The sequence below is a fragment of the Bizionia sp. M204 genome, from assembly GCF_023205095.1.
Lineage (GTDB): Bacteria > Bacteroidota > Bacteroidia > Flavobacteriales > Flavobacteriaceae > Algorimicrobium > Algorimicrobium hallyeonense.
In genome coordinates, this window is the sequence record NZ_CP046242.1 from 2253658 (window position 1) to 2270499 (window position 16842).

The window sequence follows — 16842 nt, forward strand, 5'->3', positions numbered from 1 at the left end:
ACGGTTTTAATTTACAAAACTTCGGCTCTTTAAAATTTATTTAATATTAGTTCTATACATTGATTGCCATGCAATGAAATTTCAAAACTTTGATTTCAGTTGGCAGAACAAGCCATATTAACAAGAAATCTACAGGCCAAAATAACGTCTTTTTATTTCTGTAATATTATCTTTACACCTAAAGTCTAAACACTAAATGAATGAATTTAACCATAGATAATATACTTTTAATTGGCTCTTTATTACTTCTTATCAGTGTTCTTGCTGGTAAAACTTCCTATAAATTTGGAGTACCCACTTTATTACTCTTTTTAACAATTGGAATGTTAGCCGGTTCTGACGGTATTGGAGGTATTCGTTTTGATGACCCAAAACTTGCTCAATTTATTGGTATGGTATCACTTAATTTTATTTTATTTTCAGGTGGTCTGGACACCAATTGGAAAGCTGTTAAACCCATTCTTCGTGAAGGTATTGCCCTTTCTACATTAGGCGTCTTATTTACTGCTGTTTCGCTTGGTTCATTTGTTTGGTTTATTACTGATTTCACTATTTATGAGAGTTTATTATTAGGCTCCATCGTATCTTCCACAGATGCCGCTGCCGTATTTTCTATTTTGAGATCAAAAAGTCTAGCATTAAAAACAAATTTAAGACCCACTTTAGAGTTAGAAAGTGGAAGTAACGACCCAATGGCGTATGTTTTAACAATTGCATTTTTAACCTTGGTTATTAACCAAGACCAAAGCTTTGTATCTATAATTCCATTGTTTTTTCAACAAATGATTTTTGGTGGTCTTGCGGGTATTCTCTTTGGAATATCAAGCAAATATATCATCAACAAAATAAAACTGGATTTTGAAGGCCTCTACCCTGTTTTAGTTATTGCTTTGATGTTTATTACATTTTCTACAACTAATTTTATAGGTGGCAATGGGTTTCTTGCCATTTACATTTGTGCCGTTTATTTAGGCAATCAAGACTTAATACATAAAAAAACCATCATGAAAATGTTTGATGGTTTCGCTTGGCTAATGCAAATTGTACTATTCCTGACTTTAGGTTTGCTTGTTTTCCCTTCACAAATTATCCCGTATATGGGTATTGGACTCTTGATCTCGTTATTCCTTATAGTTATTGCGCGACCCATAGGTGTATTTCTCAGTCTTATATTTTTCAAAATGAAAATGAAAAGAAGGTTTTATATTTCTTGGGTTGGTTTGCGTGGCGCGGTACCAATTGTGTTTGCAACTTATCCACTTTTGGCAGGAATTGATAAAGCCAATATGATTTTTAACATTGTATTTTTTATTTCTGTTACGTCTATTTTAATTCAGGGAACTACACTTTCTATTGTTGCAAAATGGTTGGGTGTAGGCATACCAGAAAAGCAAAAAAAACTGACTACCACGGATATGCTATTGGCGGAAAACCCCAAAGCGGAAATGAAAGAATTACAAATAACATCAGACTGTTATGCTGTTAACAAGAAAATAGTTGAATTAGGCTTCCCTAAAAACGCAATTATTGCAATGATTAAAAGAGATGACAGCTATATTATTCCAAACGGATTAACAAAAATTGAGACAAAAGACATTCTTATTGTTTTAGCAGATAAACCCAAAATTTTTGATGAAGTTTACAGAAATCTGAAATCACAATGAATTCTTTAGATCAATCTATATTATTGACATTTTAGCATCTCAACTTGCTAACTATTGAAGTGTTAAATTTTATGGCTAGCCGTAAGCGCGTTAAGGATGGCAATGGCATCCTTTTTTTACGTCTATACGTAAAAAGAGATATAATGGACAGCCTGACTTTTTACGCCAAATCCCTAATTTAATGTTGGAAACGGCATTTTTTAGCGTAAAAAGGAACGCCCAAAAAAATAATAGTACCTTTTTGTAACAAAAACTGCTTTGCGTACGTATAACTATATAGAACACGTTGTTCGCACAATTTAATTAGAGAAAGAACGTACATGAGACAACTTAAAATTACCAAGCAGGTTACGAATAGAGAAACTGCTTCGTTAGACAAATATCTTCAAGAAATAGGAAAAGTTGACTTAATTACCGCAGACGAGGAAGTAGAATTAGCACAGCGCATAAAAGCGGGTGATCAGGTGGCTTTAGAAAAGTTAACCAAAGCTAATTTACGTTTTGTAGTTTCGGTGGCTAAGCAATACCAAAACCAAGGTTTAACGTTGCCAGATTTAATTAATGAAGGAAATTTAGGCCTTATTAAAGCGGCTCAACGTTTTGATGAAACGCGTGGTTTTAAATTTATTTCGTACGCTGTTTGGTGGATTCGTCAATCTATCCTACAAGCTTTAGCGGAGCAATCACGTATTGTGCGTTTACCGTTAAACAAAATTGGATCTATTAACAAGATTAATAAAACCTTTGCTTTCTTGGAGCAAGCGCATGAGCGCCCACCAAGTGCCGAGGAAATTGCCAAAGAATTGGACATGACCATTAACGATGTTAAGGAGTCTATGAAAAATTCAGGGCGTCACGTAAGTATGGATGCGCCTTTAGTTGAAGGTGAAGATAGTAACTTATATGATGTATTAAATTCTGGTGAATCGCCAAATCCAGATCGTGATTTATTACATGAATCCTTACGTACAGAAATTGAACGTGCTTTGGAAACCTTAACACCTCGTGAAGCGGACGTAATTCGGTTATACTTTGGTTTAGGAAACCAACACCCAATGACGTTAGAAGAAATTGGTGAAACCTTTGACTTAACGCGTGAACGTGTAAGACAAATTAAAGAAAAAGCTATTCGTAGATTGAAACATACGTCTAGAAGCAAAATATTGAAAACTTATTTAGGATAAGTTTTAAATTCCAATATGTGAAAACAGAAATCCCTGTCTGCCTTATAGGCCGTCGATAACCAAGAAATTAGGTTTTGGAATTTTACATATTGGAATTTTACAGTAACAAACAGTTACAACATAACTGTTCGTTTTTTGATTGATGAAAGAACCCAGAGCTGATTACTCTGGGTTCATTTTTTATATTATATTTCCATTTCCCCAAAGGAAAAATTTTGAGTCTACCCCTAAATACTATTTGAAAAGGAAGGACTTTTAAAAGACTTTATTACCTTTACCGAAATATCAAAACAACACATAATGAACGCAAAAGTAATAGCACCTTCTATGCTTGCTGCCGATTTTGGCAACTTACAACGTGATACTGAAATGGTTAATAATAGTGATGCCGATTGGTTTCATATAGATGTCATGGATGGTCATTTTGTACCGAATATTTCTTACGGCTTCCCTATTATTCAAGCAATAAAAAAGCACGCTACCAAGCCATTAGACGTCCATTTAATGATTGAGAAACCGGAACGCTACATTGAAGAATTTGCTAAAGTTGGTGCGGATATTATTACAGTTCATTACGAATCTACGGTGCATTTACACCGAACCTTAACCCAAATTGAAGATGCTGGCTGTAAAGCGGGTGTGGTATTAAATTTAACAACACCTATTAATGTGCTGGAAGACATATTGCCAAAATGTTATATGGTATTATTAATGTCTATAAATCCAGGTTTTGGAGGTCAGAAGTTTGAAGATATTACCTACAATAGGATTAAGAAATTACGCCAAATGATAGATGAGCAAGGTTTAAATACACGTATTGAAATAGATGGTGGCGTTACGGATAATAACATCAAGCAATTGGTTGCAGCTGGTGCTGATGCTTTTGTTGCCGGAAGTCATGTTTTTAAAAGTGATAATCCTACTGAAACAATTAAGAAGCTTAAAGCACTTGCTAACGGATAAAAAAATACGTGTAAACGCATAAAAAAGCTCCTTTCGGAGCTTTTTCGTTTTTAAATAATTAGTTAGTTAGTTTAAAATTGTTCTATTAAATAGTTTATTAGGTCGGTTGTGGTAACAATACCTACTAGTTTATCATGGTCTACAACTGGTAAAGCGTGGAATTCTTTAACTGCTAAAATTTCAGCTACTTCTTTTATAGTTGTTGTGGAAGGTACACTGACTAAATTTTTAGCCATGACCTGCTCAATAGTAAACATATTGTAAACCACTGTATCTACAGAATCATCTTCTTCATCTACGGCATCTGCAAAACTAATACGCAATAAATCGGTATAGCTTAACATACCTTTAATGGCATCACCACTAACCACAGGAATATGACGTATTTTTTTAGTTTTAAACAGCCTTTCAGCTGTTTCTAACTCATCGGTGTGATTTAATGTAATGACTGTTTTAGTCATGATTTCGGAAACTGGTGTGCGTTTTTTCATAGTACTTGATTTTAAATTGTTTACTAAAAGTACGCAAGATAAACAGCAATAAATATGATAAAAATCAGCTAAAAGGATTAATAACCTTCGAAATTAAAATTAAGCATTTGTTTGGTTTTAGCATATACTCTCGGGAATTGAGAACGAAACTCTTTTGGTGTTTCAATAAAGGTTTCAATAATAACCGCAACAAATTCGAAGGCATTGGTATACGCGTAATTTCGGATATATCCGGAGTTCAATAAGCGCTGTCGCAACTCGGTTTCTTCAGCTAATACGTTTGCTAATTCTTTAAAAGTGTCCGCAAAAATGGTGGAACTAGCATCTCTGTTTTTTAAACTATTGAAATGGATAGCATGTGCAAATTCATGAATACCTAAATTAAGATTATCATTGGAAACCGAGTAGCCTTCTACAAAATGCTCCCAGGATAAAACTAGCGCCTGCATCCTGGGGTTAAACTCACCTTTATGATGGGCGTCATTGGTTTCTGAATAGTAAGCCGAAGGATAAATAATGATACGCTTAATCATTTTTAAACTGTAATCCCTAAAACCGAATGTAAGCATTATAGCTGTTGCCGATGTCATGACAATCATTTCGTCCGTGAGATCTAAATTATCACGACTCACAAATTGTTTCGATTTTATGAAGAATGCCAATCGGTGATGAAACACCCGTTTTTCCTTTTCAGATAAGCGTTGATAAAACCGGAATTCCGATTGTAAAAGCTGTTGTTGACTAGCAGAAAGCTTTCTGTATGGTGGTACCAAATAGCGATATAGTGGTTTCCGTTTGATTAAAACATACCCTATATCAATCATATTAATAAGGGCATAAAATACAAATGAGGAAAGCACAACCACTAGGAAAATTGCCATGACAACATAAAACAAAGGAATTTCGTCAGGCTTAAACATAAATGGTTCTTGGGATTGTAGGTTTATAAATTTAGGTATTTCAATATACAAATAATGCGCAACTATTTATAGAGGTTTAAATATCTACATAATACTATTACATATGCTCAAGTAGATGGTTATAAAAACAAAAACCACACCCATAATCTCAAGAAAACTTGATTTAAAGTGCGGTTTTATCGTAGTGACCTCGAGAGGGTTCGAACCTCCAACCATCAGAGCCGAAATCTGATATTCTATCCAGTTGAACTACGAGGCCATTATTTGTTACTATTATTTGCTTTTATCTTATTTTTTATAAATTCTCTTCCAACACCAGTTTTAAAAAACCGTTCTCTTTCTATGGCTTCTTCCCTTGTCTTGAAAGATTCGAAATATACTAATTCCCAAGGAATATAACCCTTTGTAGACTTGGTTTTACCAGAATTATGTTCCAACAGTCTACTAGCTATATTATCCGTGTGACCTTTATAGCGTCTTCCATCTACTTCGCTCTTTAAAACATATGTATAAAACATAATTGCCTAAATTTGATATTCCCTGCCTGCTGGCAGGCAGGTATCCAGTTGAACTACGAGGCCATAAATTCCTGCGAAAGCAGGAATCTATATTAAAAATATTTAAGACAACTTAGCCTTTACAATATTTGAAATTGTTTTTCCATCTGCTTGACCTGCTAATTCTTGACTAACAATGCCCATTACTTTTCCCATATCTTTCATACCTTCTGCCCCAATACTGTCAATAGTTGCAACTACAACTGCTTCAATTTCTTCATCAGATAGGGCTTCTGGTAAGAACTGACTGATAACTTCCGCTTCATCAATTTCTGGCAGCGCTAAATCTTTTCTATCTTGTTCTAAATAAATAGCGGCACTATCCTTACGTTGCTTAACAAGTTTTTGAAGTATTTTCAACTCCTGTTCCTCGGTTAATTCGGTTTGAGCTCCTGATTCTGTTTGCGCTAAAAGAATAGCAGACTTAACAGCACGTAAAGCGGTTAATGCCGTTTGGTCTTTTGCTTTCATGGCGGTTTTCATAGCCGTCATTATATCTTGTTGTAAGCTCATAATAGGAAATTAATTGTACCGCGAAGATAACAAGAAAAATAGATTTTGACCGTGATGAAAATGATAAAAATTTCAAAAAGAAAACCCGAAATAACAAAATTTGCTATTTCGGGCCTTCATGAAGTTCAAACACTAAACTTAATACTATTTTTAATCGACGTTATCGTGTAAAAACGAATTGTTATTTCGTATTTGCATATCGTCGTTATCATCTAAACTGATACTGGTATTAGAAATATTAGAATCTGATGAATGTCTAGATTCGTCTAAATTTACACCTTGACGCTTATAAGCTGGTACACGCTCAATGTCATCAATTTTCGCACTATTAAACTTATAATTGAAGTTTTTCATTTTAAGTCTGCGTTCTGCAGCACGTTCTTTTAGCATTTCAGAAATAGGCGTATGAATGGGATCAATTTCTTCACCAGATACAGCGTCTTCCGCTTGTTCCGTGTGTAAGGTTTTCTTCTCAAAAACAACTTCTGAATCCTCAATATCAAGTTCCTTTTTTTGCTTGGTTTCAACTTGAGTCTTGGTGTTCATGCTAGATTCTGCTTCAATATAATCATCTAAAGCATACCGAACTTCACCATTTTTATTGGATTCGGTTACGGGAATTATTTCAACATGATCTGTAACGTCTATTTTTTTTATATTTTCTTCCAGTTCATGCACTACCATATCATCAGCCTTATTTTCAATCGCTGAATTACTAAATGGCATATCAAACGTTAAGGTGATTTGTTGCTCTTCTTCAGGCTCTTCAAAAACGGTTTCTGACGTAACGTCTGCAGCAGGATTGGCATTGGTTATTACAAATTCATCCGAACTCACATCAGACAACACATCCTCATGGGTTACATTCATATTTCGAATAGCATCGGTTGTTTTAATCAAACCCGTTCCTTCATCTTTTTTAGGTTCTGGTGATTTTAGCACTTCTAAATCCTCCAAATCCAAGGTGTGCTTAACCACTTTAGGCTCTACCTTTTCTTCAAAATCAATGCTTGGCATAATAATAGCCGGCTCACGTTCTTTACGTGTTAAGTCTTGCTCCATAGACTGCTCGTCTTCTAAGGCATGAATGACTTTTTTAATTTCGGTATTAGAAATTTCATCTTGTTGTTCAATGTCGAAACCCGTTGCAATAATGGTTACTGCAATAGATTCGCCCAAACTTTCATCCTCACCAACACCCATAATAATATTGGCGCCATGTCCAGCTTCATCTTGAATATGATCATTAATTTCACCTATTTCATCAATTGTAATTTCTTGTATTCCAGATACTATTAGCAGCAATACATTTTTAGCACCTGTAATTTTGTTATCGTTTAATAATGGTGAATCCAAAGCTTTCCTAATAGCTTCTTTTGCACGATCTTGACCAGAGGATTTTGACGAACCCATAATAGCAGTTCCACTATTACTCAACACGGTTTTAGCGTCACGTAAATCAATATTTTGTGTGTAGTGATGCGTAATAACTTCGGCAATTCCACGTGCCGCAGTTGATAGGACTTCATCAGCTTTTGAGAACCCAGCTTTAAAGCCTAAATTCCCATAAACCTCACGCAGTTTATTATTGTTAATAACAACGAGTGAGTCTACAACACTTCGTAATTTTTCAATACCAATTTGGGCTTGTTCATTTCTCATTTTACCCTCAAAATGGAACGGCATGGTAACAATACCAACGGTTAAAATATCTAACTCTTTGGCCATTTTAGCTATAATTGGTGCGGCTCCTGTTCCGGTTCCACCACCCATTCCAGCGGTAATAAAAATCATTTTTGTATTGGTATCCAACATGCGCTGCAAGTCCTCAAAACTTTCAACGGCAGATTGCTCGCCAACATCCGGATTTGCACCTGCACCTAAACCTTCGGTTAAGTTTAACCCCAACTGAATTTTATTTGGAACACCACTGTTTTGAAGGGCTTGCGCATCGGTATTACAAATTACAAAATCAACACCTTTAATCCCTTGTTGAAACATGTGATTAATGGCATTACTTCCGCCGCCCCCGACGCCTATTACTTTGATAACATTTGATTGATTTTTAGGTAAATCAAAAGAAATGTTTGTTTCGAATTCTTTGTTGCTGCTCATGAATTTCGTTTTATATGTACTTAATTATTGTCTTATTTATTATTCTTTTCTTGTGGTTGCCTTACTCGGCATTGTCTAAAAAATCTTTTATACGTTCTGAAAATTTGTCCAAAAAAGATTTTTTTGGTGGTTTTGGCTGCTCCTCTATAATTTCTTCTTCTTCTTCCGCTTCCGGTTCATTTATAGATTCCTCATAAGCGACTTCCATTTTTTTACGTTCTTGTCTTTTTAAGCCGTCCATGACTAATCCAACAGCTGTTGCATAAAGCGGACTCGTAACTTCATCATCACTATTGCCAGCTAAATGCTCGTTTGGAAAACCAATTCGGGTATCCATACCCGTTATGTATTCTACCAACTGCTTTAAATGTTTTAGTTGTGCACCACCACCTGTTAAAACAATACCCGCAATTAGCTTTTTCTTTTGTTCTTCGTGACCGTAATTTTTTATCTCTACATAAACTTGCTCCACAATTTCCACAACACGTGCATGGATAATTTTAGATAAGTTTTTTAAGGTGATTTCTTTCGGTTCACGACCTCTTAATCCAGGAATAGAAACAATTTCATTTTCCTTATTTTCACCTGGCCACGCAGAACCAAATTTTATTTTAAGCAATTCGGCTTGTTTTTCAATTATAGAACAACCCTCCTTAATATCTTCTGTGATAACATTACCTCCAAATGGAATAACAGCTGTATGACGAATAATACCATCTCTAAAAATGGCTAAATCCGTTGTACCACCACCTATATCTATTAATGCGACACCGGCTTCTTTTTCTTCCTGACTTAACACAGCATTTGCCGATGCTAAAGGCTCAAGCGTAATGCCATCCAAATTTAATCCTGCACTTTTAATACAACGACCTACATTTCGGATAGATGATACTTGACCAACTACCACATGGAAATTAGCTTCCAGTCTGCCACCATACATACCCACGGGCTCTTTAATTTCCGCCTGACCATCCACTTTATATTCTTGTGGCAAAACATGAATTATTTCTTCACCAGGAAGCATGACTAACTTATGTACTTGGTTAATCAGTTTTTCAATATCCTCATCGTTAATTACCAGTTCGGAATTAGCACGCGTTATATAATCGCTGTGTTGTAAACTACGAATATGCTGACCTGCAATACCAACCGTTACATTTTCAATTTTAACATCGCAAGCCGCTTCTGCTTCTTGCACTGCTAATTGAATAGACTGAATGGTTTGTGTAATATTATTTACCACACCACGATGCACACCTAAACTTTTAGATTTTCCAATACCTAAAATCTCTACTTTTCCATATTCATTTTTACGACCAATCATAGCCACAATTTTTGTGGTTCCGATATCTAATCCTATTGCAATAGTTCCTTCCATGATTTAAGATTTAGTGCACACTACTTGGCTATCAAACTGCAGATTCACCTTACTGTAATTATTCAATATCTTTTCTTTAAATGCCTTTTTATAAAAGACTTTTAAATTATTTATTTTCTTATCTAATTTTTCTAAACCGCCAACATATACTTCAAAAGCGCATTGTCTTAACCGCAGTGAGATACTTTTGTCTTTATGCTGATGAATGCTCGTAACATGTTTACTTAAAAACGCATCATCTTTAACTTTCATTGCCATTTCATACACGTTTTGAAGGTTGTTTTTTGACACATCTCCTGTAACAAGTGGCACTCTAGCTGTATAATTTGTTGATAACGGCATGTAATTCCCGGCATCATCAATATAAAAAGACGCCGAATGTTCAACTCGGGCTATCGGTTTTTTTTGTTCTACATCAGCAACTAAACGTCCGTTAACATCAACAAACACTTGGGCTGACTTAATCATTGGATTAGAATTCAGGGCAGATTCCAATAAATTCAAATCTATGGTTTCTTTAGGCACATTTTTAGTACCTCCTTGATTTACTATTAACAATTTACTAACAGTTTCATGTGTAATAAACAGGTTATCCTCTCCATTGAAATTAATTTCCGGATTACTCACCAAACGTTTGTCATTTTTCTTGGAAGAAAATGCAAATAAACCGACTACTAGCATTAGTAGAAAGAACATCTTTATATAGTTCCAATTAATTTTCATGACTCAAAGCTTGTTTTATATGTTTTACTTGTTCGCCAATATCGCCAGCTCCAATTGTTAAAATAACATCTGCTTGACTTGCTTTAACTTTGTTAATTAAATCAGATTTTGAAATGAGTTGTTTATGCGCATTCGTCATTTTTTCTAATAACCACGATGCTGTAACACCTTCAATTGGTAATTCGCGTGCTGGATAAATGTCCAACAACATCACCTCGTCAAATTGTGATAGACTCTCTGCAAAATCTTCAGCAAAATCCCGGGTTCTACTAAATAAATGGGGTTGAAAAATAGCCAAAACCTGTTTTCCAGGATACATTTCTCGAACCGCCTGATGTACGGCATTTATTTCTTCCGGATGATGGGCATAATCATCAATATACACCAAATCATCTTGTTTTATATGATATGAAAATCTGCGTTTTACGCCTTTGTAAGACGCTAAAGCTTTGACGATCTGTTGGTGAGGGCAACCATATTCTACAGCCATCGCCAAGGCTATTAGTGCATTAGACAAATTATGTCTACCAGGTAGGTTAAATTCTAAATTTTCAAGTATCGTTTTTGGTGTTTTTACATCGAAAATATACGCACCGTTTTCAATTTTTATATTTTGAACGGAATAATCCGAATCATCTTCAATACCATAAGTAAGTCCTGAAATTGGCAAACCATTTTTTACAAATAACGTTCCACCTTCCTTTAATTTATGCGCAAAATCGTGAAAGGATTTTTCCAATTCAGAAGCATCGCCATAAATATCCAAATGATCCGCATCCATGGATGTGATACACGCTATATTCGGTGAGAGCGTTAAGAAGGACCTATCAAATTCATCGGCTTCTACAACGGATACCTCCGTACCATTTAAAATTAAATTCGAATTGTAATTCTCACTTATACCACCCAAAAATGCCGTAACAGGAACATCACAAACATTCATTATATGTCCTAAAATACTGGTTGTTGTTGTTTTTCCGTGGGTACCTGCAACTGCTAAACAGAAGGTATTTTCGGTAATTAATCCCAATACTTGAGAGCGTTTTAAAACGCGATAACCACTATTATTAAAATAGGCCAATTCCTTATGATCTTTTGGAACAGCAGGCGTATAAACCACTAACGTGTTGGTACTATTCAATAAATAATCTTCTAAATTAGCTACTGTATCTTCAAAATGAACTGAAATACCTAAATCAATTAATGCTTCCGTAATGTCGGAAGGTGTTTTATCATATCCCGACACGCGTTTACCATTCGCATGAAAATATCGAGCAAGCGCACTCATACCGATACCTCCAATACCAATGAAATAGACGTTATGTATAGAATCTAGATTCATTTATTCGATTTATTTAATAGCAACTCTACTTCATCAGCAATATGAGTCGTTGCATCTACCATAGCTAACTTTTTTATATTATCGCCTAGCATTTGTTGCTTTTCTGGTGCAATAATTAATTGGGTGAATTTATTTTGAAAATCCACTTCCAAATCATTTTCTGTTATTAATATAGCTGCGTCTTCATCTACAATTGCTTGCGCATTTTTTGCTTGATGGTCTTCGGCTACATTAGGGGACGGAATGAAAATAACCGGTTTGCCAACAATGCATAATTCCGAAACCGAAATTGCACCTGCACGCGATATAATAATATCGGCCGCCGCATAAACATAAGCCATATCGTTAATAAACGCATGAACTTGGATGTTTTTAGTGTTTCCGTAAATTTTGTATTTATCATAATACAACTTACCACACTGCCAGATAACCTGAATATTATGGGTTAATAAGAAATCGAGTTCCTTTTCAATCAACTCATTAATCCGTCTAGCTCCTAAACTTCCTCCTAAAACAAGAATGGTTTTTTTATCTTTTTCAAGCGAAAATTGCCCGAAAGCATCATCCCGTTTTTTGGCAATATGCAACAAGTCCGCTCGCACTGGATTTCCCGTTTTTATGATTTTATCTTTAGGGAAAAATCGTTCTAATCCATCATAAGCCACACAAATTTTATCAGCCTTTTTGGCCAATAACTTATTGGTTATTCCAGGGTATGAATTTTGTTCTTGAATTAAACTCGGGATGCCTTTTGATGTAGCAATCTGCAATAAAGGACCACTAGCAAAGCCGCCAGTTCCAATTACCACGTCTGGCTTGAATTCGGCAATTATTTGGCGTGATTTCCATAAACTACTTATCAGTTTAAAGGGAAAGCTTAAATTCTTCAACGTTAATTCTCGTTGGATTCCAGAAATCCACAAGCCTATAATTTTATAGCCCGCTTGTGGTACCTTATCCATTTCCATACGGCCTTTTGCGCCTACAAATAAAAATTCAGCATTTGGAAAACGCGACTTCAATTCGTTTGCAATAGCAACAGCTGGATAAATATGACCACCTGTACCACCGCCTGAAAGAATTATTTTGTATGTCTTATTCGTATTTGTCACTACTCTGTGTAATTTCTTCTTATTAAAGTGTTTCCGTTAAAATATCCAAAGGATTATCTTCGCGTTGTTCACTATTTACTATTTCTTCTCGTTTTGCACTAACGCTTAGAATAATTCCGAGCGCCAAACAGGTCATCCAAATAGATGTTCCTCCACTACTTATTAAGGGCAAGGTTTGGCCTGTAACTGGAAATAATTGTACTGCTACAGCCATGTTTATTAAGGCTTGGAAAACAATAGGCAAACCAACACCTAAAACAACTAGTTTTCCGAATATGGTTTCTGATTTTTGGGAAACAATAACAATTCGAAACAATAAAGCCAAATACAAAAATAACACGGAGAAACCACCAATTAATCCGTACTCCTCCACAATGATGGCGAAAATAAAATCGGATGATGACTGCGGTAAAAAGTTTTTCTGATAACTCTTGCCTGGCCCAACGCCTTGCACGCCTCCAGTTGCAATGGCTATCTTTGCTTTTTCTATTTGATAATCTTCTTCTGTAATAGCATCATCGGAAAAACTTTCCACACGACTCATCCATGTATCCACACGGTTTGGCATAGCATCTGGAAAGGCTTTTGCCGTTAACACAAAAAGCGTTAAGGCTAGGATGCCCAAACCGATTATAATTCCTAGATAACGAACCGGATAGCCACCCAAAAACACAAGGATTACAACCATACTGAACATAATAGCAGCCGTTGAAAAGTTGGCTGGCAAAATTAGTGCTAGCACAAAAAACACCGGCGTCCAAAGTGGCAGAATGGATTCCTTAAAGGTGATTACTCGATCCTTAATTTTAGCCATATAGTGTGCCACATAAACCATGAGCACCACAAATGCAAAAGTAGATGTCTGAAAAGACATACCTACCACCGGTATTTGAATCCAGCGACTCGTGTTGGTTCCAGCGCTGGATGACCCTTGCATAAGCGTTAAAACCAGCAACATTAAAACTACCGGTAACAGCAAAATGGAAATAGCTCGAAAATACTTGTAAGGCATTTTATGAACGATAAAAACAATTAAAAACCCTAACACCAAATGCATAATGTGACCAAAAAATATGGAGAATGTCCCTTTTCCAGCACCGTTGTACGCTAAATTACTAGCCGCACTATAAACTGGTAAAAAGGAAAATATAGCCAATAGCGCCACTATTGCCCATAGATATTTATCACCTTTTATGTTTTTAATAATTGGATGCACTTGTTTTTTTTTGTTATCTCTGTTACCTTTTTAATCACTTTGCAATACGCTAAATGATACTTCTATTTTTATAAATTTCTTACCGATTCTTTAAATTGACGACCACGATCTTCATAATTTTCGAATAAATCGAAGCTTGCACAAGCTGGAGATAGTAAAACATTATCACCTGATTCTGCAATTTTATAAGCAATCTTAACCGCTTCATTCATGTAATGGGTTTCCACAATAATATCAACCATGGATTCAAAATTCTCAAACAATTTCTTATTGTCAACACCCAAACAAATAATGGCTTTTACTTTTTCATTGATAAACGGAAACAACTCTTGATAATCATTTCCTTTATCTTGCCCTCCAACAATCCAAACGGTTGGTGCGTTCATGCTTTCTAAAGCATAATAAGTAGCATTAACGTTGGTGGCTTTGGAATCGTTGATGTAATTCACTTTATTAATTTTCAAAACCTGCTCCAAGCGATGCTCGACACCATGAAAATTCTCTAAACTTTCACGAATAGTTTGTTTTCTTATTTTTAGTAAGTGCGCAACGGTAGACGCTGCCATAGCGTTCTTAATATTGTGTTTTCCTTGTAATGCTATATCCTTTGTTGGCATAATTATTTGATTGTTATCTATTGTTATTTTTAGTGTCTCTTTTTCTAAATACGCGCCATTTTCTATAATTTTCGTTAATGAAAACGGCAATAATGTTGATTGAACTGGGTGTTTTTCTAGCCAATTGGTGATGACTTCATCATCGGCATCATAAATCAAATAATCTTCAGATGTTTGATTCATGGCAATTCTAAATTTTGAGGCGATATAATTATCAAATTTATAATCATACCGATCCAAATGATCTGGTGTTATGTTTAGTAAAACAGCAATGTGTGGTTTAAAATGAACACAATTATCTAATTGAAAACTGCTAATTTCTAGCACATAGTTTGGGAAATTATTTTCCAAAACCTGCTTTGCAAAACTGTCGCCAATATTTCCGGCTAAACCAACTTCCAATTCTTGTTTTAACACATGATGTGTTAATGAAGCTGTTGTTGTTTTGCCATTACTACCAGTTATCCCAACTAAGGTTGCTTGAGTATATTGCGATGCAAATTCAATTTCAGAAATTACTGAAATACCTTTTGCTTTAAGTTGCTTTACAATTGGAACCGTATCTGGAATCCCAGGACTTTTTACAACTAAATCAGAATTTAAAACCTGTGATTCTGTGTGCTGCTCAGACTCCCATTCAATCTCATTATGTTTAAGAACGTTTATATATTTCTCTTTAATTTTTCCTTTATCTGAAACAAAAACCTCAAAGCCTTTTGCTTTTCCTAAAAGTGCTGCTCCTACACCACTTTCTCCTCCTCCTAATACGACTAATCGTTTCATTCTAAATCAGCGCTTTTATTTGCTATCTAATTTTTAGGGTTACAATGGAAATAATGGCGAGTAAAATGCCAATAATCCAAAAACGTGTCACTATTTTGCTTTCATGATAACCTGATTTTTGATAGTGATGGTGCAAAGGCGCCATTTTAAAAACTCGCCTGCCCTCACCATATTTTTTCTTAGTATATTTAAACCAACTAACCTGCATGACTACAGATAGATTTTCTGCCAAGAATATTCCACATAACACCGGAATTAACCATTCTTTTCTAACGGCAATGGCTATAACTGCTATAATTCCACCTATAGTTAAACTTCCTGTATCTCCCATAAATACTTGAGCTGGATAAGCATTATACCAAAGGAATCCAATGAGCGCGCCAACAAAAGCGGCTATATAAATGGTAATTTCTTCAACACGCGGTATGTACATAATGTTTAAATAATCTGAAAACACGATGTTACCAGAAACCCATGCAAAAATGCCAAGGGTTAATACTATAATTGCCGAAGTTCCAGCTGCCAAACCATCAATACCATCGGTAAGGTTAGCACCATTTGAAACGGCAGTTATGATAAAAATGGTTACTAGAATAAAAATAATCCAGGCATACTTTCCTAAATCTGGGCTTATCCATGTAATTAAATCGGCATAATCAAATTCATTTTCTTTAACGAACGGAATGGTTGTTTTTGTAGATTTTTCTTCTAATTGAAACAGTTTTGACGATTCTACTTTTGGATTAGCCGCCAATATTTCTTGTTGTTGTTCTTGCGGTAATTTCTCTTTTAGAGTAACATCGGGATGAAAATATAAAGTGGCACCCACAATAATTCCTAAACCAATTTGACCCAACACTTTAAATCGGCCTTTTAATCCTTCTTTGTCATTTTTAAATTTCTTGATATAATCATCAATAAACCCAATAGTTCCCATCCAAAGTGTGGTTATAACTAATAGAATGATATAGATGTTTTCTAATTTTGCAAATAACAAAACAGGAATTAAGGTTGCTAGAATGATTATAATTCCACCCATAGTTGGCGTTCCAGCTTTTTCTACTTGACCATCTAAACCTAAATCGCGAATGGTTTCACCTACTTGCTGTTTTTGAAGAAAGCGAATAATTCGTCTCCCAAAAATTGTGGATATCAACAAGGATAATATAATAGTCACAGCTGCTCTAAAGGTTAAGAAACCAAATAAAGCAGATCCCGGAAAATCATAATATTTGTCTAAATATTCAAATAGGTAATACAGCAT

The 16842-nt window shown here is 35.2% G+C and carries 15 protein-coding genes and 1 tRNA gene; 3 read left to right on the forward strand and 13 right to left on the reverse strand.

What is annotated here, in order from left to right; genetic code table 11:
• Positions 1-200: 200 nt before the first annotated feature.
• The 3 genes from GMA17_RS10410 (at position 201) to rpe (ending at position 3811) form a co-directional block, all read left to right on the forward strand.
• The gene (locus GMA17_RS10410; protein ID WP_248395800.1) at positions 201-1664 is read left to right on the forward strand and encodes a potassium/proton antiporter; all 1464 of its coding nucleotides are present in this window, start codon (positions 201-203) and stop codon (positions 1662-1664) included.
• 320 nt (positions 1665-1984) lie between these two features.
• The gene (locus tag GMA17_RS10415; RefSeq protein ID WP_092205627.1) at positions 1985-2848 is read left to right on the forward strand and encodes an RNA polymerase sigma factor RpoD/SigA; all 864 of its coding nucleotides are present in this window, start codon (positions 1985-1987) and stop codon (positions 2846-2848) included.
• 300 nt (positions 2849-3148) lie between these two features.
• On the forward strand, positions 3149-3811 hold the full coding sequence (gene rpe, locus GMA17_RS10420) for a ribulose-phosphate 3-epimerase (protein ID WP_248395803.1): 663 nt from the start codon (positions 3149-3151) through the stop codon (positions 3809-3811).
• Between the two features lie 71 nt (positions 3812-3882).
• On the opposite strand, the gene GMA17_RS10425 is transcribed toward rpe, so the two are convergent.
• From GMA17_RS10425 to mraY, 13 genes are all read right to left on the reverse strand, one after another.
• A complete protein-coding gene (locus GMA17_RS10425) occupies positions 3883-4302 on the reverse strand; it encodes a CBS domain-containing protein (RefSeq protein ID WP_248395806.1) in 420 nt (139 codons plus the stop codon).
• A 77-nt stretch (positions 4303-4379) separates the two neighbouring features.
• Positions 4380-5222, reverse strand: a complete 843-nt coding sequence (locus GMA17_RS10430; RefSeq protein ID WP_248395808.1) for a zinc-dependent peptidase — start codon at positions 5220-5222, stop codon at positions 4380-4382.
• Between the two features lie 185 nt (positions 5223-5407).
• A tRNA-Arg gene (locus GMA17_RS10435) sits at positions 5408-5481 on the reverse strand.
• Position 5482: 1 nt separating this feature from the next.
• Positions 5483-5740 carry a GIY-YIG nuclease family protein gene (locus GMA17_RS10440; protein WP_248395810.1) on the reverse strand — a complete coding sequence of 86 codons (258 nt, stop codon included), beginning with the start codon at positions 5738-5740 and terminating at the stop codon, positions 5483-5485.
• Positions 5741-5842: 102 nt separating this feature from the next.
• The gene (locus GMA17_RS10445) at positions 5843-6292 is read right to left on the reverse strand and encodes a GatB/YqeY domain-containing protein (protein ID WP_248395812.1); all 450 of its coding nucleotides are present in this window, start codon (positions 6290-6292) and stop codon (positions 5843-5845) included.
• 150 nt (positions 6293-6442) lie between these two features.
• Positions 6443-8407: a cell division protein FtsZ gene (gene ftsZ / locus GMA17_RS10450; protein WP_248395814.1), complete on the reverse strand. Its 1965-nt coding sequence runs from the start codon at positions 8405-8407 to the stop codon at positions 6443-6445.
• Between the two features lie 61 nt (positions 8408-8468).
• A complete protein-coding gene (ftsA, locus tag GMA17_RS10455; RefSeq protein WP_248395816.1) occupies positions 8469-9785 on the reverse strand; it encodes a cell division protein FtsA in 1317 nt (438 codons plus the stop codon).
• Positions 9786-9788: 3 nt separating this feature from the next.
• The gene (locus GMA17_RS10460; protein ID WP_248395818.1) at positions 9789-10508 is read right to left on the reverse strand and encodes a cell division protein FtsQ/DivIB; all 720 of its coding nucleotides are present in this window, start codon (positions 10506-10508) and stop codon (positions 9789-9791) included.
• On the reverse strand, positions 10498-11850 hold the full coding sequence (gene murC, locus GMA17_RS10465) for a UDP-N-acetylmuramate--L-alanine ligase (protein ID WP_248395820.1): 1353 nt from the start codon (positions 11848-11850) through the stop codon (positions 10498-10500). Before murC ends, GMA17_RS10460 begins: the two co-directional genes overlap by 11 nt.
• A complete protein-coding gene (murG, locus tag GMA17_RS10470; RefSeq protein WP_248395823.1) occupies positions 11847-12962 on the reverse strand; it encodes an undecaprenyldiphospho-muramoylpentapeptide beta-N-acetylglucosaminyltransferase in 1116 nt (371 codons plus the stop codon). The genes murC and murG overlap by 4 nt, the downstream gene beginning before the upstream one ends.
• A 22-nt stretch (positions 12963-12984) precedes the next feature.
• A complete protein-coding gene (locus tag GMA17_RS10475; protein WP_248395826.1) occupies positions 12985-14178 on the reverse strand; it encodes an FtsW/RodA/SpoVE family cell cycle protein in 1194 nt (397 codons plus the stop codon).
• A 68-nt stretch (positions 14179-14246) separates the two neighbouring features.
• Positions 14247-15578, reverse strand: coding sequence for a UDP-N-acetylmuramoyl-L-alanine--D-glutamate ligase (gene murD / locus GMA17_RS10480; RefSeq protein ID WP_248395829.1), 1332 nt, complete (start codon positions 15576-15578; stop codon positions 14247-14249).
• Between the two features lie 22 nt (positions 15579-15600).
• On the reverse strand, positions 15601-16842 hold the full coding sequence (mraY, locus tag GMA17_RS10485) for a phospho-N-acetylmuramoyl-pentapeptide-transferase (RefSeq protein ID WP_248395831.1): 1242 nt from the start codon (positions 16840-16842) through the stop codon (positions 15601-15603).